This is a genomic window from Neptunomonas qingdaonensis (assembly GCF_900113275.1).
GTDB classification, from domain to species: domain Bacteria; phylum Pseudomonadota; class Gammaproteobacteria; order Pseudomonadales; family Balneatricaceae; genus Neptunomonas; species Neptunomonas qingdaonensis.
Genome location: NZ_FOOU01000006.1, coordinates 85,886 through 106,602, shown reverse-complemented (window position 1 = coordinate 106,602; position 20,717 = coordinate 85,886). Strand labels below are relative to the sequence as shown.

The 20,717-nt window shown below is 47.4% G+C and carries 18 protein-coding genes; 11 read left to right on the top strand and 7 right to left on the bottom strand.

The window, feature by feature from the left end; translation table 11 throughout:
- Nucleotides 1-5: 5 nt before the first annotated feature.
- The 3 genes from BM099_RS10475 to BM099_RS10465 form a co-directional block, all read right to left on the bottom strand.
- A complete protein-coding gene (locus tag BM099_RS10475; protein ID WP_090727734.1) occupies nucleotides 6-1,685 on the bottom strand; it encodes a 4Fe-4S binding protein in 1,680 nt (559 codons plus the stop codon).
- Nucleotides 1,686-1,966: 281 nt separating this feature from the next.
- Nucleotides 1,967-2,809, bottom strand: coding sequence for a DUF3306 domain-containing protein (locus BM099_RS10470; protein WP_090727732.1), 843 nt, complete (start codon nucleotides 2,807-2,809; stop codon nucleotides 1,967-1,969).
- Nucleotides 2,799-3,245 (bottom strand): DUF3305 domain-containing protein, encoded by a 447-nt coding sequence (locus tag BM099_RS10465; RefSeq protein ID WP_177201147.1) that lies wholly within the window; start codon nucleotides 3,243-3,245, stop codon nucleotides 2,799-2,801. Before BM099_RS10465 ends, BM099_RS10470 begins: the two co-directional genes overlap by 11 nt.
- A 383-nt stretch (nucleotides 3,246-3,628) precedes the next feature.
- Here BM099_RS10465 and BM099_RS10460 point away from each other — a divergent pair, with 383 nt between their 5' ends.
- Nucleotides 3,629-4,522, top strand: coding sequence for a formate dehydrogenase accessory sulfurtransferase FdhD (locus BM099_RS10460; RefSeq protein WP_090728113.1), 894 nt, complete (start codon nucleotides 3,629-3,631; stop codon nucleotides 4,520-4,522).
- Nucleotides 4,519-5,427 (top strand): helix-turn-helix transcriptional regulator, encoded by a 909-nt coding sequence (locus tag BM099_RS10455; RefSeq protein ID WP_090727728.1) that lies wholly within the window; start codon nucleotides 4,519-4,521, stop codon nucleotides 5,425-5,427. Before BM099_RS10460 ends, BM099_RS10455 begins: the two co-directional genes overlap by 4 nt.
- Before the next feature lie 31 nt (nucleotides 5,428-5,458).
- Here BM099_RS10455 and BM099_RS10450 read toward each other — a convergent pair whose 3' ends face one another.
- Together BM099_RS10450 and BM099_RS10445 are read right to left on the bottom strand one after the other, a co-directional pair.
- A complete protein-coding gene (locus tag BM099_RS10450; RefSeq protein ID WP_090727725.1) occupies nucleotides 5,459-7,672 on the bottom strand; it encodes a sensor histidine kinase in 2,214 nt (737 codons plus the stop codon).
- A complete protein-coding gene (locus BM099_RS10445) occupies nucleotides 7,669-9,108 on the bottom strand; it encodes a sigma-54-dependent transcriptional regulator (RefSeq protein ID WP_090727723.1) in 1,440 nt (479 codons plus the stop codon). Before BM099_RS10445 ends, BM099_RS10450 begins: the two co-directional genes overlap by 4 nt.
- A gap of 324 nt (nucleotides 9,109-9,432) precedes the next feature.
- Here BM099_RS10445 and BM099_RS10440 point away from each other — a divergent pair, with 324 nt between their 5' ends.
- The 6 genes from BM099_RS10440 to moaA all read left to right on the top strand — a co-directional run bounded on the left by BM099_RS10440 (nucleotide 9,433) and on the right by moaA (nucleotide 15,158).
- Nucleotides 9,433-10,239: an ABC transporter substrate-binding protein gene (locus BM099_RS10440; protein WP_232349088.1), complete on the top strand. Its 807-nt coding sequence runs from the start codon at nucleotides 9,433-9,435 to the stop codon at nucleotides 10,237-10,239.
- Between the two features lie 49 nt (nucleotides 10,240-10,288).
- Nucleotides 10,289-10,984: an ABC transporter permease gene (locus BM099_RS10435; RefSeq protein WP_090728111.1), complete on the top strand. Its 696-nt coding sequence runs from the start codon at nucleotides 10,289-10,291 to the stop codon at nucleotides 10,982-10,984.
- A gap of 65 nt (nucleotides 10,985-11,049) precedes the next feature.
- Nucleotides 11,050-11,778 carry an energy-coupling factor ABC transporter ATP-binding protein gene (locus tag BM099_RS10430; RefSeq protein WP_090727718.1) on the top strand — a complete coding sequence of 243 codons (729 nt, stop codon included), beginning with the start codon at nucleotides 11,050-11,052 and terminating at the stop codon, nucleotides 11,776-11,778.
- Nucleotides 11,765-12,862 carry a molybdenum cofactor guanylyltransferase MobA gene (gene mobA / locus BM099_RS20920; RefSeq protein WP_198064202.1) on the top strand — a complete coding sequence of 366 codons (1,098 nt, stop codon included), beginning with the start codon at nucleotides 11,765-11,767 and terminating at the stop codon, nucleotides 12,860-12,862. The genes BM099_RS10430 and mobA overlap by 14 nt, the downstream gene beginning before the upstream one ends.
- Nucleotides 12,859-14,133, top strand: a complete 1,275-nt coding sequence (locus BM099_RS20560) for a bifunctional molybdopterin-guanine dinucleotide biosynthesis adaptor protein MobB/molybdopterin molybdotransferase MoeA (protein WP_232349089.1) — start codon at nucleotides 12,859-12,861, stop codon at nucleotides 14,131-14,133. The genes mobA and BM099_RS20560 overlap by 4 nt, the downstream gene beginning before the upstream one ends.
- A 29-nt stretch (nucleotides 14,134-14,162) precedes the next feature.
- On the top strand, nucleotides 14,163-15,158 hold the full coding sequence (moaA, locus tag BM099_RS10420; protein ID WP_090727716.1) for a GTP 3',8-cyclase MoaA: 996 nt from the start codon (nucleotides 14,163-14,165) through the stop codon (nucleotides 15,156-15,158).
- Nucleotides 15,159-15,184: 26 nt separating this feature from the next.
- Here moaA and BM099_RS10415 read toward each other — a convergent pair whose 3' ends face one another.
- Nucleotides 15,185-16,075 carry a patatin-like phospholipase family protein gene (locus BM099_RS10415; protein ID WP_198064203.1) on the bottom strand — a complete coding sequence of 297 codons (891 nt, stop codon included), beginning with the start codon at nucleotides 16,073-16,075 and terminating at the stop codon, nucleotides 15,185-15,187.
- Between the two features lie 211 nt (nucleotides 16,076-16,286).
- Between BM099_RS10415 and BM099_RS10410 the strand changes: the two genes are divergently transcribed.
- The 3 genes from BM099_RS10410 (at nucleotide 16,287) to BM099_RS10400 (ending at nucleotide 20,098) form a co-directional block, all read left to right on the top strand.
- Nucleotides 16,287-16,601 (top strand): hypothetical protein, encoded by a 315-nt coding sequence (locus BM099_RS10410; protein ID WP_143083760.1) that lies wholly within the window; start codon nucleotides 16,287-16,289, stop codon nucleotides 16,599-16,601.
- Between the two features lie 288 nt (nucleotides 16,602-16,889).
- The gene (locus tag BM099_RS10405) at nucleotides 16,890-18,185 is read left to right on the top strand and encodes an NAD(P)/FAD-dependent oxidoreductase (RefSeq protein ID WP_090727707.1); all 1,296 of its coding nucleotides are present in this window, start codon (nucleotides 16,890-16,892) and stop codon (nucleotides 18,183-18,185) included.
- Nucleotides 18,186-18,241: 56 nt separating this feature from the next.
- Nucleotides 18,242-20,098: an ABC transporter ATP-binding protein gene (locus BM099_RS10400; protein ID WP_090727704.1), complete on the top strand. Its 1,857-nt coding sequence runs from the start codon at nucleotides 18,242-18,244 to the stop codon at nucleotides 20,096-20,098.
- Nucleotides 20,099-20,107: 9 nt separating this feature from the next.
- Here BM099_RS10400 and BM099_RS10395 read toward each other — a convergent pair whose 3' ends face one another.
- Nucleotides 20,108-20,665 (bottom strand): response regulator, encoded by a 558-nt coding sequence (locus BM099_RS10395; RefSeq protein ID WP_090727702.1) that lies wholly within the window; start codon nucleotides 20,663-20,665, stop codon nucleotides 20,108-20,110.
- Nucleotides 20,666-20,717 lie beyond the last annotated feature (52 nt).

The following is a 20,717-nucleotide window of genomic DNA, read 5'->3' as shown; positions in this document are numbered from 1 at the left end:
CGTTCTTACAGTTCAAGTTGTTTTTCAGGATTCTGAGTCAGGTCGACAAAAATATCTTTCACCCGGCAGTCTTCGCACATTTTTAAACGATTAAGCGCCTCTCCCTGAAACATGCGGTGTTCGCTGAGCTTGTCGAGCATTTTCTCGACAGTGCGGCGCGGTGCAAAAGGCTTGCTGCAGGTGATGCATTCGAAGGCCACGTCTGCATGAATTTCGATGGGTTGTTTACGCGTGTCTGATAGCAGTAGGCGCGATTCGAGTTGAATGGCGTTTTCCGGACAGGCTCGTTCGCACAGGTTGCACTGCACGCAGTTCTGCTCGGTAAAATTAAGCGCCGGCTTTTCTCCTCCACTGGTCAGGGCTTGCGTCGGGCAAACCGCCACACAGGACAAGCATAATGTGCAGCTTGAGGCATTGATGCTCACTTGACCAAAAGGAGAGCCCGCCGGCAGGGTGAGGTGTTCAGGTAAGGGTTGTGGTGCATGTTTAATAAGATGGTCTAATGCAACAAACAGCACGTCACGTTTATTTTCAGCTACTGACGTTAAAGGATCAGGGATGACGGTAAAGAGGCTGGTTAGCGGCGCCGCTATATCTGTCGTTAATTCCTCAGCCCCAATGAATTGCAGTTGGGATTCGTTATAGCCCAACCCACTTAGCATTGTTTGCGTGAGTTTAACTTCGCGTTTCAGCAATGTGCGCATCGATTCAGGGACAGCCGGTGTATCCAATAGCAGTATTTGAGTAGCACCTGCTGCCAGCGCTGCCAGCCATAGTTCCTGTCCAGCGGCGGAAATCTCTTCCAGCTCAATGGGAATCAGGTTGTCTGGCAGTTGGGGTAACAGTTGAGTAAGCAGCTGTTGCCCTTGTTCGTGGTCATGAAATAACAGGGCAGGTTGAGTACCATCGGCTTCTTTATAGGCATGCAGTAGTTTCTGCATGTAATCCAGAAGACGAACTGGCTTAGGTAGCGTGTAGCTGATGGCACCGGTTGGGCAGGCCGTAGAGCAGCCTCCTGCACCATGGCAAAGATAGGGGTCGATATTGATCAGATCTTTAATGGAGCTAATGGCATCGGCAGGGCATACATCCAGGCATCGGGTGCAGCCGGTCTGGCCACGGTTGGAATGCGCGCAGATATCGTTATTTACCTGAAAGTATCGCGGTTTTTCAAATTCACCGATGTAGTCGGGAAGCTGGCTGATGACATCACTAAAATTGTCGGCGTCAGGTGCCAGGTGGAAATATCCGGCAGGTGCCAGTTCTGTGCTGAACAGTGAGTTTTCACCCAGGTTGAGAATTAAATCAAATGAGGCGCGCTTCTGAGTGAGTTTTGCCAACTCGATCGATTGCTCTTCGTGTTGAACGGTGACTTGAAACTGCCCTAAAAAGCCCTTGATAGCCTCTATTTTTGTTTGATACACAGGAAGCTCAGCTGCCGCTTGCAGTGCTTGTTCAATATGAGCGCTGTCGGTATTACGAATGGCTTCGGTGCTGAGTAGGGTGATGCTGGCCATCTCGTTGAGCTGCCCGGCAGCCAGACGAATCATATCTTCAGAGCCGGTAATCAGCAGATGCCCCTGGGTACTAAAAGTCACCGTGGCAGGTGCTAAATTGTGCGGCGGCGTGACCTTAGCTTGTGCCGCTTGTCGTGCCAGATTGTTCAGGGATTGCTCGTTTGTCATTTAATACCTCACCTGACCACTCACAACATGTGCAACCTTTAGTGGTTACGGACATTCTGTCTTTGGTATCGACAGCTGTTTATTATTCATGTTGTTAGCGGTACAACCTGTTCTCACCCGGACAGGTTGTTGTCACTGTTATATATAAAGCAAAAGCGAAACCAGAAAAATCTGAAAAAAGCGACTTGAAGTGGGTATAGATCAGGGCGCTTTGTTTCGAATTGCTTAAGAGCGGGACATATTGTCTGCCTGCCCCATGGCCTGTGTATCAATTCGGCGCGCTAGCCTTGTAAGTCAGCGTCACCCAGGTCGTCATCGATCTCAGTAAAGTCTTGGTTTTTGATCTCAGCGAGCCGGTTTGCTTTGTGATTATTGTGCGGTTTGCCGGCGTTTTCCTGGCTGGTATCTGTTTGTGTATCACTCTGTAGCTGTTCAGTTGCATCGGATGCGTCAGTTGAATCTATGGAGGGTTTTTGTGTTAGCGCTTCGTTTAGCTCTTCGTTTAGTTCTGATGTCAGTTGTTCTTGCTTCTCATGCAGCCAGCCACGCATTTTGGCGGCTACTTCTTGGGCCAGCACAGGGATTTTGCTCAAATCATCGTCATAGTCATTGAGTCCATCCCTGACATTGAATTGCGGCATATTAAACAGTTTGCGCAAGGCTAAGTTGCGAAGTTCATCGCTGACGCCGGAAGATAAAAACTGACTGAAGTCTGATTTTTCGCCCAGACTCTCGATGGGAGGCATATCTGCATCGGTGAGTAGGGGTTTGTCCGCTGGCTCTTGTTCGTGTGCCTGGTTGTGTTGGAGGCTCTGGTCGTTGTCGTTGTCGTTGTCGTTGTCGTCGTTGAGGCTGTGTGACTTAAAAGGTTGCTCGTCAGACTGTGCTTCCGGGAAAGCTGTCGAGGGCTCAGCGAGATCCGAAGAAAATGCCCCAGATGCAGATGGGTCAGAGACAGATAGGTTAGAAGCAGACAGGCCAGAGGCAGACGGATCAGAAGTGATGTTGTCCGCTGATGATACGCGGCTGTCCGTTTTGCCGGGTGCATCTTCAAGTGTTTGTGCTTCAGCGGCCCGCTCAGATTTCAGACGAGACCAGCGAGAAATAAATGATTTATCGCTCACTGCTGCGCCCCTTACCTTTTTTCTTCTTTTTCTTACCTTCGTCTATCAATTCTCCGTTAATTCCAAGGTAGCTATCTATCCAGCACTGCACAGCGGCAGGCATCGGTGTTTCCAGTATTGTGTGTTCACCATCCATAAACGAAGCGGCTTTGTCCTGGCTGGCGGTAATATGTATTGCAGTTAATGCGTTGTTGGTTTCGTCTTCGTTACACAGTACGAAAAGGTGTGGGAAGGCCGAGTTTAAATTGAAGCGATAGGCGCTACGTTCATCTTTATGCAGCTCCAGTTCAACACTGTCATACCCTTCGCGTTTGGCTTCGTCAGGCATTAATTCCTTAATGCTCCAGCGCTCGGTTTCCCATCCGCGCGTCTGTATGGATTCATGCTTAAGAGCAACTTGCATGGGCCAACGATCAGTGCTTTTGCCAGCTGACATCATTCGACTCCCGTTATCAGTGTAAATAAGAGTGTAAGTAAACGTTTATCTAAAGCCCTAGCAAGGGGCGGGCCAGCACTGTCTTTAGAAAGCCGCAGAGCTGAATGGGTGTTGTTTTAAAAGGCATCGGGGAGATATTGGGGGGCGTCAGGGAAAGGGGTTTTGAAGCCGAGTCGTATTTAGTCTGGGTAATATTGGCAAAAAAGGGACAGTCAGATCAGTATGTGGGACATTTTGACCTATTGTATTGGCGCAGAGTTATCCATTGACGTCTGAATTGATCTGGATATTCTGCCACTTGCGGCCAATCTACCGGCTTTTGTTGGGAAGGAACAGAAATTGCTTTGTTACTATCAATGAATAAAAAATTAGCGAGCATTCTCATGACAAGTCCCTCTGTATTGAATATTAAGAGCCTCCATCAAGAGAAAAATACGGCGTTGGTACTGAGTAAAGCGGCGACTCATTTAACGGAGTCAGTGCAAGCATTTGATGAAAAGGGAGAGCGTCGTGATATCGAGGTGGCGTGTGAGCGCCCGCTGACAATTTATCTTAATAAGCGTGAAATTGTCACCCTGATGACATTGGGCGGAGACCCTGAAGCATTAGTGCTCGGCTATTTACGTAATCAGGGGTTTATTCTTGCGCTGCAAGAAGTGCTCGCTGTCCAGGTAGACTGGGATGTTGAAGCAGCGGTGGTCGTCACAGAGGGGGAGCCGCCAGGGCTGGAGGAGAAGTTACAGCAGCGTACGGTAACCAGCGGTTGTGGGCAGGGCACCATGTTTGGCAGTTTGATGGATAAATTAGCGGAAGTGTCTTTGCCTAAAGCTAACATCAAACAAAGCACTGTTTATGCGTTGCTAAATAACCTTAATTTGTACAATGAAACCTACAAAAATGCGGGTGCTGTGCATGGTTGTGCTATTTGTGAAGGTGACAAGGTGGTTGCCTTTGTCGAGGATGTTGGCCGGCACAATGCGGTAGATACCTTGGCTGGAAGGATGTGGCTGGATGGCATCAGCGAAGAGAATAAAATTTTTTACACCACGGGGCGCTTAACGTCTGAGATGGTGATTAAAGTAGCTCAGATGGGAATTCCGGTGTTGTTATCCCGTTCGGGTGTAACACAGATGGGGTTAGCACTGGCCATAGAGCTGGGTATCACCATGTTGGCGCGTGCTAAAGGAAAGCACTTTTTATTATTTAGTGGTAAAGATTCGCTGATACTGGATGCGCCGCCGTCGCGTAAAATTGACGTTGCGGATGTTGTCTCGTGAGTGAATTACCTCCTGCCTTTTTAAATGTGCGCCAGTTGACGGAATATCTGCACCTGAATGAGAAAAAAATCTATGTCATGGCGGCAGAAGGTAAAATCCCTGCGACTAAACTGACCGGTAAATGGTTGTTTCCAAAAGTACTGGTCGATCGTTGGTTGTTGGACAGTTGCCACGGTGGTTTACTCACAGACCGTCTTATATTAGCCGGCAGCGATGACCCGTTACTGCAAGCGGTTGCTATTCGTCTTACTCAGCAACTCAGGGCGCAGGCACTCTTTAGTTATACTGTAACGGGAACAACCGTGGGGCTGGAGCTGTTAGCGCAAGGTCATGCGGATGCGTGCGTCATCCATTGGGGCAGAGCTGAAGAAAGTGAAGTGCGTCATCCCGCACTAATACAACAATACAATCCGTCCAAAAACTGGATTCTTGTGCATCTGTTTTGCCGTAGTCAGGGCTTGATTGTGCGGGCACAGGATCAGTCACGTTTTGAAGATCCCGACGTAGCGATGCATCAGAGTACTCGCTGGGTTATTCGTCAGCAGGGCGCCGGTTCGCAGCGCTTCCTTAAAGAATGGCTGATGTCATATTCCTGTCCCATTGAGCGTTTGACGGTTAGTCAAACGGCTTACTCTGAACGAGAGATGGTCTCCATGATCGCGACAGGTGAGGCTGATATCGGTCCGGGTACGCTCAGTGCGGCAAAAGAGTTTGGTTTAGGGTTTATTCCTGTCTGCGAGGAAAGCTTTGATCTGGTGGTGCCCAGAGGAGTTTATTTTCGGCGTTTGTTGCAGCAGTTGTTTGAGTTTCTGCAGGGCCCGGAAGGAATGATGCTGGCAAATCGACTGCAAGGGTATAACCTCAACCGTAGCGGGCGACTATTGTGGAATGCGGATGGCGAATAAAAAATGCCTACAGGTGATAGCATCTGTGTGTTTAGCTGGGCTGAGCGGCATGAGCTTGTGAGCGGGGTATGCGGCGATTGATACGCTGGGCTGAGGTTAAGCCGTCGAGTATTGCTTCGACCTCACTGTCTTCAGACAGGTTCGCTTGTCGGAGCAGGTACACTGAAAACACAGTACCTTCGCCTGGTATGGAGGATACTTTGATGTCACCACCATGACGGCGAATAATGCCGTAACTGACCGAGAGTCCGAGGCCGGTGCCCCCCTTTTTGGTTGTAAAGAACGGATCAAAAATATGCTGTAAGTCTTCCTCTTTTATACCCTGTCCTTTGTCTTTTATCTGAATGACAACACCTTTTACCTCACCTTTTACCTCACCTTTTACATCACCTCTTACTTCACCTTTTGATTCATCGTGTTCTTTCTCTTTATCAACCCAGTCCGCGGTGTGTAATTGGATTTTCCCTGGCTCAGTCAGTGCATGAGAAGCGTTAATGATCAGATTAACTAACACTTGTTGTACCTGCTGATAATTGACTTGTACCGGGCAACTGGCAGTGTAATATTTTTCAATACCTACCTGCTGTTTGTCGAGTGCGTGGGAAACTAAAAGCAGAGTGTCATCTATAACCTGATTAATCTGGTAGCTCTGATAGTTGTCGACGTAATGGTTGGGGCGGCTGTATTGTAATAAGTTATTGATCAGTGAACGGATGCGGTATACCTGCCGGATCACCATGTCGATTTCTTCCTGAGCGGGTTCAACGGCATCACCCAGTTCGGCCACCAGCAAATCGATATTGCCGAGTATGACAGCAGCGGGGTTATTTATTTCATGTGCAATACCTGCTGTTAGTTCGCCTAAGACCGCCAGCTTTTCATTGGCTAAAAGCTTTTTACGGGTGGTTTTCAGTAAGCGTATATGTTGTTTAAGTGCTTCTGTTCTGTTGCGTAGTGAGCGGGTGCGTTTTTCTACTGTGACTTCCAACTGGTCGTGGGCTTGTAGAATTAGTTGTTCACGGTTTTCCAGCAGGTCCAGCATGGCATCAAATTGCCGCGCAAGATCAACCAGTTCATCAGAGGTATTTAACTTACCGATGCGCAGATGAATAGAGCCATCGTCGCGTACCGCGGTGACGACGGAGTGGATGCGTGCTAAAGGCCGGAGTAGCAAACGCGTATGGCGTAGTATGACAAATCCAGAGATCAGCATAATAAGGCCAATCAGGCTGCCTGACTCGAACAGTGTTTTATAATAAATTGTGTTGAACGGCGCTTCGTTAAAACCGGTATAGATCATACCAATACGTTGATTATTCAAGTCAACCAGTGGTTTGTAAGCCGAGATATACCAATCATTGACCACAAATGCCCGATCGATCCATGTGAGTCCTTGCGTCATGACATGCTGATGGACTTCAGCAGATACACGTGTACCAATAGCGCGTTCCTGTAAAGACATCTGCTTGTTATCGCTGATGTCGGGGTTCTGAGGGACATTGGTACTGATGCGCACATCATCCAGAAATAAGGTTACCGTACCGATTCCGCCTTCGGGAAGCGTGCCCGGTCCGTAGACCAAATCCCGGATGGTATCGACTGCCTGAGTGGTGTTGTTAAGGATTCTGCCAGCATCTAAAATCCCGATCAGTAAACCTGACTCATCGTTAACCGGTAATAAGGTTCTGATCAGCATCGCGTTGTCTTCAATCAGGCGATTGCTCGGGAGGGCTCTGGGCGTTTTAGTGAGTGATATTTGCGCCTGTTGTTCGAGGTCTACATTGATGAGGTCGAGCATTTTCTTATCGAGTACGGTCAGGCCTTTTAAAGGCTCTCCCTGATACAGGCGAGGCAGCAACGGGGCTAGTGCAGGGTCTTTAATGTCAGTAATCAGCTTTGTCGGTAGAAAACGCAAAAAATCCAGTTGCCGTCCTTTGCGTGTTTGCATGAGCTGTACTTGAATATCGCGTTGGTTACCAAGCTGCAGGTTGGTACGGAACTCGAAGCTAGTTGCCAACTGAGTGAGTGTGTTGAGCTGCACTTGTTGCATGATGTCCAGCGTACCCTGAGCTACTGAAAGATCAGCACGAACCTTCATATACAACTGCCGGTCCGTGTAGCTACTGGTCCAATAGGCCGAGAGCATCGCAAAACCTATGGCGGTAAGGATCAGTGGGGCCAAGGTCAACAATAAAAGCTTGTTGCGCAGTGAACTATTAATTTTATGCCACAAGGCAGTGATCATGTAACTGGCTCAGCTTCAGCTTCGATTTCAACTTCGACTTCAGTTTCAACCTCAGCATGAGCAAGCGAGTGTTCTGCTGCTGCCCAACTGGTCAGCTTTCGGTCCAGTGTTTTTCTTGAAACGCCAAGATTGCGAGCAGCAGAAGACTTATTACCGTCATGTTGCGCGAGTGTTTGCAGGATATGATGCTTTTCGACGGCTTCCATCGACCAGCCAGCAAAGTTACCTACAGATTTAGAGTCGTCTGCGTTTTGCTCGCGGAAATATTCGGCGGGTAGTTTTCCTAATAAAATACAGCGCTCAATCAGGTTTTTCAGCTCTCGAATATTGCCAGGCCAATGATAATGTTGCATCTCGTTGAGGTCGTCATGACTGAAAGGAATGGCTGCCAATCCGAGTTCACGTGACAGCGTATTAGAAAAATGATGAATCAGCTCAGGAATATCTTCGCGACGATCTCTCAGGGGAGGTAGGGTAATACTTAGTACGTTGAGGCGATAATAAAGATCTTCACGGAAGCGGCCCGCCGCGACCTCTTCCTTTAAATGACGATTCGTTGCCGCAATAATTCGCACATCAATGCTGATCTCCTGCTCACTGCCAACGGGACGCACGGCTTTTTGTTCCAAGGCACGTAGTAGTTTAGCCTGCATCAGAACCGGCATCTCACCCACTTCATCGAGAAACAGAGTGCCGCCGTTGGCAAAACTGAATAGGCCATCACGTGCTTTTACCGCGCCTGTGAACGAGCCCTTGGTGTGTCCGAACAGTTCTGCTTCTAATAAATCGGGTGATATTGCCCCGCAGTTAATAGGTACAAAAGCGCCACTGCGATTACTGAATTGGTGCAGCATACGCGCAGCGAGTTCTTTACCGGTACCCGATTCACCTTCGATCATGACGGCAGAAGGTGTCGGAGCGACACGATGAATGACTTCCTGTACCTGGCGGATTGACAGGCTGTTTCCCATCATATCGGTAATCGGAAATGCTTTTTCCACCTCGCGTTGTAATACGAAGTTGGCTCTGGCCATGGCGCGGCGTTCAAGACAGCGTTCAACCGCATTCATCATCTGTTCCAACCGAAAGGGCTTGAGGATAAAGTCGCTGGCACCCGCCCGTAACGCTTTGATGACAATTTCAAGGTCAGCAAAGGCCGTCATGAAAATAATGTCACTATTGTGTTGTGTTTGCTCCAGCGCTTCGTGCCACTCCATACCGGAGCGGCCGGGTAAATTGATATCGACAATAAGGAGGTCAAAATGGCAGCGTTTGCGTAACTCTTCCGCTTCTTCAACACTTCCTGCCGTCTCTACTAACGCAAATTTTTTCTTGAGTGCTTTGTTCAGAAAACTGCACATCCCGGGTTCGTCATCGACGACTAAGACTGAAACGGCTTTAGGCTTTGCGCTGAATTTATCTGAATCCGGATTCATTTAAGTCTCTCTGCGTGACCCTTACGGGTAAGCGGTTGATCAAATGCCTATGCACAAGGGTCAAATTGACCCGATAGGCCTTCAGGTTGGTCATTATGACCCATGTGCATTTGTTTTGTAGCTAGAACTATTGTCTTGGTCAGTGTTTGTTAAGAGAATAAATTAAGATCTGTTTATATTTAATATCAATAAAATCAGTTAGTTGAAGTGATTGTCTGCGTCGAATTTTCACTACCATGAGGTTGGCACTTTAATTGCTTTTGAGGCTATAGCGACACTAATATTATTTACGAGCACAAAACGATGAAAAAATGGATCTCATGTTTGTCTTCAATTACTTTGCTATTTTGTCTGTCACTAACGGTTAGTGCTGCAGAAAATATTATTCGACTGGCAACCACTACCAGCACTTATAACTCCGGTTTACTCGATGAATTATTACCGGTATTCGAGCAAAAATATGGCGCTAAAATTCATGTCCTCTCTGTCGGCACAGGCAAAGCGTTGCGTATGGGGCGCGATGGTGATGTGGATTTACTGATGACGCACGCTCCTGCAGCAGAAAGAACGTTTATTGAGCAGGGGCACGGTATCGAGGCAAAAAGCGTTATGTATAACGACTTTGTTGTGGTCGGCCCAAGCAATGACCCTGCTGGCATAGAAGGCGGTTCTGATGCTGTCAGTGCATTGCGCGCCATTGCTGAAAGCCAATCAGTGTTTATTTCCCGCGGTGATGATTCGGGTACTCACAAAAAAGAATTGGCTCTATGGAAGTCTGCGGGTGTTGCGGCGGGGTTTGATGGTTATAAAGAGATTGGCCAGGGAATGGGTAAAGTGCTGCAGGTCTCTGATGAACTTCAGGGGTATACCTTGACTGACCGTGGAACCTGGTTGGCTTATCAGCATCGTCTGCAACTCAAAATGATGGTTGCAGGTGACGAACGCTTATTTAATCCTTATCAGGTGATTCTGGTGAATCCTGCGAGCTATGAAGGTCTTAATACCGAAGGTGCCCGAGCATTGGCGCAGTGGCTGGTTTCAGCAGAAGGGCAAACATTGATCAATAATTTTCGTATCAATGGCGAAGTGCTGTTTCATGGATCGGCTCAACAAGTGGTAACGAATCAATAACCATGCAGAGTATATCAGTTGTAACTAGTCGTATGGACTATTGATGGACATGAGTCTGTTGAGTACCTGTAAAGAAGCTCTGGCGTTGTTATTCAACCTGGATGCTGAGTTATGGAGCATTATTGGTGTCTCTTTCAGGGTATCTATTATGGCCATTTTATTATCGGCGATACCGGCCATACTTGTTGGTTTTTTGTTAGCGATAATCGATTTTCCGGGGCGCTGGGTGCTGATCGCGGTGTTTAATGCGCTAATGTCAGTGCCGACCGTTGTTATAGGGCTAACGCTGTATTTGCTGTTATCGCGTAACGGGCCTTTTGGTGAGTTGCACCTGTTATTCAGTCAGCCGGCGATGGTGATCGGGCAAATCCTTCTGTGCTTTCCGATCTTGGTTTGTATGAGCCATGCCGCCTTTCAGGGTATTGACCGGCGCGCATGGGAAACGGCACGCACACTTGGCGCGCATTGCGGCAGGGCAGCGATTACGTTGGCGTGTGAAGCGCGATTCGCTTTATTGGCCGCGATGCTGGCTGGCTTTAGCCGGATTATATCTGAAGTGGGTTGTTCAATGATGGTGGGCGGAAATATTCTCGGCTATAGCCGTAATATTCCGACAGCCATCGCACTGGAAACCAGTAAAGGGGAGTTCGCTCAGGGCATTGCATTAGGCTTGGTGTTGCTGCTTTTAGCGCTGGTATTGAACTTTGCGTTGGCCTCAGTGCGTGGTAAAGGGCAGCTTGTCTGAACAACTAGGTTTGAAGGTGTCGGTCTGAAGATAGAAGTCATCAATTACTTTATGAGGGAACGCGCGTGGGCCTTGAATTAAACATAGATAATCTTGTGAAGCGCTTCGGAACCCGTGAGTTGTTCACTATTGAGAAGCTGCGGATCACGGAAGGTGAAAGCTTGCACTTAAAGGGTGAAAATGGTGCGGGTAAAACCACCTTGATGAAAATTATGGCGGGGCTGGAAAAGCCCTGCAGCGGTAAGGTAATGGTAACGCCAAAACAGCGTCGTTGGTGGTCAAACCGGATTCATCCAGATGTGATTTATTTACACCAGACCCCGTATGTTTTTATGAGCACAGTTATTGATAACGTTGCTTATGGTCTGAAGCTTCGCGGGGGGAGCAGGCAAGAGGTTAAAACCAAAGTGCAGCAGGCTTTGGTATGGGCTCGGTTAGGGCATCTTGCAGAGCATCCCGCTTGTTCGCTTTCCGGTGGTGAAAGACAACGGCTGGCGCTAGCGCGTGCCTGGATCTTAGCGCCGCGTATACTGTTACTCGACGAGCCTACCGCTAATCTGGATCGTCATTCAGTCAGCACGGTAGCAGAACTGGTCAGGCAGCTGTTGGAGCAGGGAACCACCGTTATGGTTTCAAGTCATCAGAGTAATCGGGTGACAGAACTCTGTACGCGTCACCTCCTATTGGAAAGTGGTGCTCTTCACGAAAGCTCTTCTCTCGAAAGTTCTTCTCTCGAAAGTGTGCTTTACGAAGTTGATACCAAGATGGAGCCGCAACACTATGTCCAGCACTGAGCAGATAACCGCGGTGGTGCTGGCCGGAGGTAAGGCCAGCCGAATGGGAGGTGTCGATAAAGGGTGGATGGATCTAAACGGAAAACCGTTGATTCATCATGTACTGGATAGAATATTGCCACAGGTTTCTCGTTGCCTGATCAATGCTAATCGTAGCTTAGATGCATATGGCACATTGAGTTTGCCGGTAATAACCGACCTTGAAGCTGGTTTTGAAGGTCCTCTGATGGGGATTGCTACCGGTTTGCATCATGCGACCACTGATTGGGTATTATTTGTTCCTTGTGACGGGCCTTTCTTACCAGAAACGTTGGCCAGACGAATGCTGGATAGAGCCATGCAGCAGGGTGCAGACATAGCCGTGGCTCATGATGGCAAGCGTCTGCAGCCGGTGGTGGCTTTAATAAAAAGAAACTTGCTGGAAAGCGTACAGGCTATATTGGCAGACGGTGAGCGAAAGATAGATCGTTGGTATGCGCAGCAACGTATGGTTGATGTTGATTTTTCAGATTACCCGGATGCTTTTGTTAATGTAAACCGTAAAAGTGATATTGACGAATTACAACAGATGCCCAAGTTACTAGGACTGGCTGCCTGGAGTGGTACCGGTAAAACGACCTTGCTCAAACAATTATTACCAGTACTCAAAGCACAGGGTGTCCGGGTTGGCGTGATAAAGCATGCCCATCATCAGTTTGATGTAGACCAACCAGGTAAAGACAGTTACGAGTTACGTCATGCCGGGGCTGATCAGGTGCTGATCTGTTCTTCTAAACGCTGGGCGCTAATGGTTGAAGAACATCAGGAGGGTATGCCATCGCTGTCAAAAATGCTGCACCAGTTAGATCATTCCAAATTGGATCTGGTATTAGTCGAAGGTTTTAAAAAAGTCAGTTTTCCGAAGATTGAGCTTTATCGTCAAGAGGTTAATAAACCGCAACTTTATCAGAACGATGAAAATATTATCGCGGTTGCCTGCGATGAGGTGATCCCACTGGACGGTGATATTCCGTTATTAGATCTGAATAATATTCAGCAAATTGCCGCGTTTATTCAGCACTATTTAAAAGGAGAGAGATCATGAGCGACGCCATTAATTGCTTTGATCCGCTAGCGAATCCTGGGGGGATGTTAACGGTTGCAGAGAGTGTTGCACGTATTCTGGCTCAAATAGCCACGCCAGCCCACGTTGAAATGATACCCCTTTCGCAGGCCATCAATCGGGTTCTGGCTGAAGATCAGGTGTCTGCTTTTGATGTTCCGCAACAGACTAATTCAGCGATGGATGGCTATGCTATTTGCGCAAAAGAGCTTTCCTCTGAAAAAAACGCCTCTCAAAAGCAGCACACGCTCACACTTGTTGGTCAGGTTTTAGCAGGCGGAGCATACGCTGGCACTTTGGCTGCAGGTGAAGCCGTTGAGATCATGACCGGTGCTGCTTTGCCTGCAGGTGCAGACTCGATCGTTATTCGTGAAGCGGTGACACGAGAGAGCGAGAAAATTTTGTTCTCCGATAGCGTGAAAATAGGCCAGCATGTACGCCAGAAAGGTGAAGATATTAAATCGGGTTCGGTCGCGTTGTCTGCCGGGAGCTTAATTCGACCCCAAGAACAAGGTTTACTGGCTTCATTAGGCATGCAGCACGTCGTCGTATTTAAGCCTTTACGTGTTGCCATTTTCTCGACAGGTGACGAAGTGGTCGCCCAAGGGCAAGCCTTACCGGAAAATTGCATTTATGATACTAATCGTTTTACGCTTACAGGGTTATTGCAGCGCATGGGATGCTCTGTTGTGGATTTGGGCATTATTGAAGACTCGCAAGTCACTATGCAGCGCGTATTAAGTGAAGCATCCCAACAAGCTGATATGATAATCTCATCGGGTGGTGTGTCGATGGGGCAAGCAGATTATATAAAACAAGCACTGGAAGCTGTCGGTGATATAGGTTTTTGGCGGGTTGCAATGCGACCTGGCCGGCCACTGGCTTTTGGTAGGGTGGGGCAGGCCCCGTTTTTTGGTTTGCCTGGGAATCCTGTTGCCGTGATGGTGACTTTTCTGCAATTTGTGCAGCCAGCCCTTAGAAAAATGATGGGGCAGCGAGGATGGCAGCCCATCAAAATGATGGCTGTAGCAGAAGAAAAGATTAAATCACGTGCAGGGCGTATCGATTATAGTCGGGGCGTCTATCGTATTAATGATCAGGGTGAGTTGGTGGTGCAAACCACCGGTGCACAAGGGTCTGGAATTTTAACCTCGATGGTGCAGGCCAATTGTCTGATCGAGATCGGGGAGCAATATAGCCAGGTTGAAGCGGGTGATCGAGTCTTGATTCAGCCTTTCAGCGATTTACTGTGAACCGACCGGCTATAAAATGAAGGTGGAAAATGGCTAGCGAGCAACTGGTAGACCAGTTTGGAAGACAGATTACTTATTTACGGATTTCAGTAACTGATCGTTGCGATTTTCGTTGTGTGTACTGTATGAGTGAGGACATGACCTTCCTTCCACGCGCCCAAGTGCTATCGCTGGAGGAGATTCATGCGATAGCGCGGGCATTTACTGAGCTGGGCGTTAATAAAATTCGTTTTACCGGGGGTGAGCCGCTGGTACGCAGAGATGTTGTTAAGCTGTTTAAAGGGGTCGGTGCATTACCAGGCTTAAAGGACTTCTGCTTAACCACGAATGGATCGCAATTGCCTCGTTATGCTCAACAGCTTAAAGATGCGGGGTTAACACGAATTAATATCAGTTTAGATAGCCTGCAGGAAGATCGTTTTAAAACGTTAACACGCACCGGTAATTTAGAGCAGGTCATCGCAGGAATTGATGCGGCCTGTGATGTCGGCTTTAAAGGCATCAAGCTGAACACCGTCGTATTGCATGGCCGCAATGATGATGAAGTTGTTGATCTGGTAAGATTCGCGCGCGAAAAAAAGATCGATCTTAGCTTTATTGAGGAGATGCCGTTAGGCGTGATAGCTGAGCATGATCGCGCAGAAACTTATTTTAGTAGTGACCAGGTAAAAGCCTTGATCACCGAGCAGTTTCCTCTGATGCCGACAACAGAGTCGAGTGGCGGCCCGGCAAAGTACTGGCGCATGCAAGACAGTCATAGCCGTATCGGTTTTATCTCCCCGCATAGCCATAATTTTTGTGGTGACTGTAATCGGGTTCGGGTCACGGCTGAAGGGATGCTGCTCTTATGTTTGGGTAACGAACACTCAGTCGATCTTAAAGCGGTACTGCGCCGCTATCCGGGTGAACTTGAGCGTTTAAAAGAGGTGATACGTAAAGCCATGCAGCATAAACCGGAAGAGCATCGTTTTACCGCTGATGGTGATGTTCAAATAGTTCGCTTTATGAATATGACAGGAGGCTAGTCGTAAAAATCGGCGGCGCTGCCTGATTAACGAGCAAATACCGGCAGGATTTTTGCTATCTTCATAGGGACAATGCGCCGTGTCGTTGCGTAACCGACCTGAAAAAGTGCGTTCTTTTGTTCGGCATTGAGGCGAAACTCGGTCGGCGAGATGCTACCGGCATGAATAACAACAGTGGAATGCCAGAAGTGTTCACTAATGTACTCCCTGGACATCGTTGTCATAAATGTCCGGATTAATAATGACAAATAGCCGATCAGCGGAAAATACCTGATTTTCTTTGTCTCCGCTCTTTCTTGAATACTACTTAATCGAAACACTACCACCGGTGATCCGTCTCCGGCCCAGTCTTGTTGTAAAGACTCCTCTGATAGAATGCTACCATCCACCATCAGGTGTCCTTCAAACTCTTTGAAACTGAAAATAATCGGAATTGACATTGAAAAACGCACTGCCAACGAAACTTTAAGATGGGGTGTTCTTTGTTTATCGAAAACGACGGGTAGTCCGGAACGAACATCGGTGGCTACCACATGAAAAGGATATTCAAGATCGGCGAAAGTAGCGCCGTTGAGTTTATTGTCCATCCATTCTTCGAAACGGTTTCCTGTCGACAGCCCTCCGGTACGCAACAATCGAAAAAGTGACTGGCCTAGAAATTGGCTAAAATCGGTTTCTTCAGCGATAACTCTGATCTGATTTAGAGAATAGCCTGCTGCAAATAAGGCGCCAACAATACTCCCTCCTGAAACCCCGACCAGTGATGGAAACCGCAGACCCATCTCCTGAAGCGCCGTTAATACACCAATATGCGCAGAAAGCCTGCTCCCGCCGCCCGCTAACACTGGCACAATGAATGCTGGTGTCATTTCATTAGGAATTGTAAAAGTTGTTTCTGATTCGGCTGTGATATCCATCTTTTAAATCCTGCTTTTGCAAGAAGAATGTTAAACGCACGTTACTCTTAGCTAGATGACAACAAAGGTTCATCCTTAGCTTTTAGTATAAATGAAGTATAGTCGAAGCTTTTTCAAACGCTTCTGGTTAGAAATCGGCATCAAAAAACATGATGATACGGGTTGGTCATACATATTATGGTTTCTGGTGCTATGAGATTTACTGCCGTAGATGGATAGTCGATTAATCGCACGGTTGATAAAGAATATGCTCAAGCTTGGCGTCAGTGACGTTAAGGCGGTGGTGAAAGTCGATGACACACTGAATGGCATTGAAGAAGGGCTTAATGCAGGAGGCTGGACCGTTGGCATCGCTGTGACTGGCAATGAGATCGGATTAGATCTTCATGACTGGCAGGCGTTAACACTCGATCAGCAACAGAATCTACGCCAGCAAGCTTATCAGCGTTTTTATCATGTAGGTGCGCATTTTGTGATCGATTCAGTGGCGGACCTGCCTACAATTATAGAAGAGATAGAACAGTAATTTATTGTTTTTATTAGCAATAAAGCGCAGTAATATAAATAATAAAACCATAATATGTTGGTAATATAACGTAAATTATTCATTCGTGTCGGTACTAACCAGTACTTTATTGAGCATTGATCTTATGTTTGGTATTGCTACTAAAGTATGGTAATTTTGGCAGCAATGGTCAGTGGTGAAGCATCGTTATTAAGCGCTAGTCTGATAAGGGCAATAACATTTTCATGAGATAGATCAGACAAATATTTTACTAAGAGTATTTGCCTGACACTATTTTAAGGACATAACATGCAAACTATCGTGATTGTGGGAGGCGGAGCGGGCGGTCTTGAACTGGCGACTCGATTAGGCCACCAGCTAGGTAAAGTTAAACGTAAACAAGCTGAAATTATTCTGGTTGATAAAAACCGCTCACATATCTGGAAGCCTTTATTACATGAGATTGCGACGGGGTCTTTAGATATTAATACAGATGGTGTGAATTATCGCGCCCATTCCAGCCTGCATCATTATCAGTTCCAGCAAGGGACGATGATGGGTATTGATCAGGTTAAAAAGGTGATCAATCTAGAGGCGCTGAATGATGAAGAAGGCAAAGAGGTACTACCTGAACGAGAAATTGCATATGACATATTAGTCATGGCAGTGGGTAGCGTGAGTAATGATTTTGGCACACCGGGGGTAGCGGAGAATTGCTATTATCTGGACTCTCATATGCAGGCTGAACGTTTTCACCGGTCAATGCTGAATCACTTCCTCAGGATTAATCAGCAGTCTGATAAAAGCGTTCTTCAGTTAGCAATTGTCGGTGGCGGGGCTACTGGCGTAGAACTGGCGGCGGAGCTTTATCATGTGGCAGATTTGCTCAAAGTTTACGGCATGCCGCAGATGTCGGCCAAGCGCTTGAAAATCTCGTTGATTGAAGCGGGCCCGCGTTTGCTGCCTGCTTTGCCTGAGCGTATAGCGAGTTCGGTACGCCATGAGTTGCAAAAACTCGGTGTGCAAATTCTGAAAAATACCCGGGTTGTTGGCGCTGATTCGAAAGGGTTTGAAACGGCTGGTGATGTGCGCATTAATGCAGATATAACGGTATGGGCAGCCGGCGTTAAAGCGCCCGATTTTGTTAAATCGTTGCCGCTGTTTGAGACTAACCGAATAGGTCAGATACTTGTTAAACCGACCTTGCAGAGTAGTGTAGATGATAGCGTCTATGTGATTGGTGACTGCTGTGCATGTCAACAGCCGGACGGGAGCTGGGTTCCCCCCAGAGCGCAGTCGGCTCATCAAATGGCTGATATAGTGCGTAAAAACATCAGTTTACAGATGCAAGGTAAAGCGCTTCAGCCTTACCTTTACAAAGATCACGGCTCACTTGTGAACCTGAGTAAATACAGCACTGTTGGCAGCCTGATGGGGAATTTGAATAAAGGCACAATGTTTGTCGAAGGACGTATCGCACGCTTTGTTTATATTTCGCTGTATCGCATGCACCAGATAGCCATTCACGGCTGGCTAAGAGCCTCCGGTGTCATGCTGGCGCAGAAAATTGGCAGTAGCGTAAAACCGAAAATGAAACTGCATTAGTGGTATTATTTGTCGCCTTGAAAACTTCATAGTCGACAACATAATAAGGACACCCCATGTTTGCATTTTTTGAGCGATTGGTCGCACCGTTCCCACCGGAGGAACCGCAGCAACCGCCCAAAGGCGTGTATGAATTTTGCCGCCACTACACCAAAGGCAGTGAGATCTATCTGTTAATGATGGCTGTGCTGACTGCCTTAATTGCTATCGCTGAAGTTACTCTGTTTGGTTTTATGGGTGAATTGGTTGACTGGCTCGTGACCAAAACCCCCGAAACGCTCTTTCAGGATGAGGGTGGGCGCCTGCTGACCATGAGCCTGATGGTGTTGGTTGTTCTGCCCTTATTAGTCTTGCTGCATGGACTGATTGTTCACCAGACATTATTAGGCAACTATCCAATGGCGATACGCTGGATGGCGCATCGTTATCTGCTTAAACAAAGTATCTCTTTTTACAGTAACGACTTTGCCGGGCGTATTGCCACCAAGGTGATGCAAACCTCGTTGGCGATCCGTGAAACCGTCATGAAGCTGCTCGATGTCATGATGTTTGTATTGGTGTACTTCATCTCGATTGTTGTATTGGTAGCGCAAGCTGATATTCGCCTGATTATTCCGATGCTGTTGTGGATGGGTTGTTATATTGGAATTCAAGCTTACTTTGTACCTAAACTAAAGCGTGTCTCTACCGAGCAAGCCGATGCGCGCAGCATGATGACCGGGCGTATCGTCGACAGCTATACCAATATCCAAACCGTTAAACTCTTCTCTCATACTGACCGGGAATCGGCGTATGCCGAGGAGGGGATGAGTGGTTTTCTGGACACTGTTTACCGGCAGATGCGCTTAGTCACCGGTCTTAATTTTTGTGTGCAGTTTATCAATTATTTTCTGGCATTTTGTGTGGCGGCATTTTCAATCTGGCTATGGAAAGATAACGCGATTACTGTCGGTGCCATTGCGGTAGCTGTCAGTCTCGCGCTGCGTATTAATGGTATGGCCCAATGGATTATGTGGGAGATCAGCGCACTGTTTGAAAATATCGGTACAGTAACCGATGGTATGAAAACTTTATCCAGTCCTCAGGAAGTACCGGATATACCCAATGCGAAAGCACTCGTGGTGACACAAGGTTCAGTGATATTTGAGCGTGTTGGATTCCATTATGGAAAAACCTCGGGTGTGATTGATCACTTGAATCTGGATATTAAACCCGGTGAAAAGATTGGTATCGTCGGACGCTCCGGTGCAGGAAAATCCACGCTGGTCAATTTGCTGATGCGTTTTTATGATGTCGGAACAGGCCGTATTCTGATAGATGGTCAGGATATCAGCCAGGTTTCGCAGGAATCTCTTCGCCAGCATATCGGCATGGTGACCCAGGATACCTCGCTGCTACACCGCTCTGTGCGTGATAATATTCTATATGGTCGTCCAGATGCCACTGAAGCAGAGTTGCAGGCGGCAACAGAAAAAGCAGAAGCCAGCGACTTTATCAAAAAACTCACTGATCCGGGTGGGCGAGTAGGCTTAGATGCCCAGGTCGGTGAGCGCGGCGTGAAACTATCGGGTGGCCAGCGGCAGCGCATAGCCATCGCACGCGTATTATTAAAAAATGCACCCATCCTGATTCTGGATGAAGCAACCTCTGCATTGGATTCAGAAGTAGAAGCCGCGATTCAGCACAGTTTAAATAAACTGATGGAAGGAAAAACGGTTATCGCCATTGCTCACCGGCTGTCTACGATTGCGGCGATGGATCGCTTAATTGTCATGGATCAGGGCCAGATAGTCGAGCAGGGGACGCATCAGGAGTTGGTTGCATTAGGTGGCATCTATGCGCAATTATGGGCGCATCAGACCGGCGGTTTTCTGGGGCTGGATACTGAAGATGAAGCGGTTCTTCAGTTGTAATAGCTCAGTCTAATCAATAAGTTGTTCGACTGCTTTGAGCAGGTCGCTGTTGGCAAAAGGTTTCTGTAAAAAAGCATCCGCACCTTTTTGAATGGCGGCCTGTAAATGGTCTTCGTCTAATGCTGAAATGATTAAGATTTTAATCTTGTTGAATTCGTCAGACGCTCGGACAAATTCTAAAACGCCATAACCGTCCATCCCTGGCATACTCAGGTCAAGTGTCATCAGTGCGGGCTTTTCACTATTAAGCTTGGCGCCTGCTGAAAAACCATCTGTGGCAATGATTGTTTCGTAACCTGCACCTTTGAGAACTCGTTGAATAGATTTCGCAATGTGTGACTCATCATCGACAATCAAAATACGATTGGGATGATCAGTTCTGAATTCTTCTGGTATTGGCATCCCATGCTCATTAAGAAAATCAACAAAGTCTTCAGGGCGGACACGGTTATTACCCCGACCAGGTAACTTGAAGCCTTTTAGATCCCCGCGTTCAATCCAACGAATAACTGTTCTGAGGTGGACATCGCACATTTTAGCAATCTCTCCTGTCGTGAGAGTTTTCATTTTTTAACAATCCTAATGTGTATGCATAAATAGGCTGACAATATCTCATTGA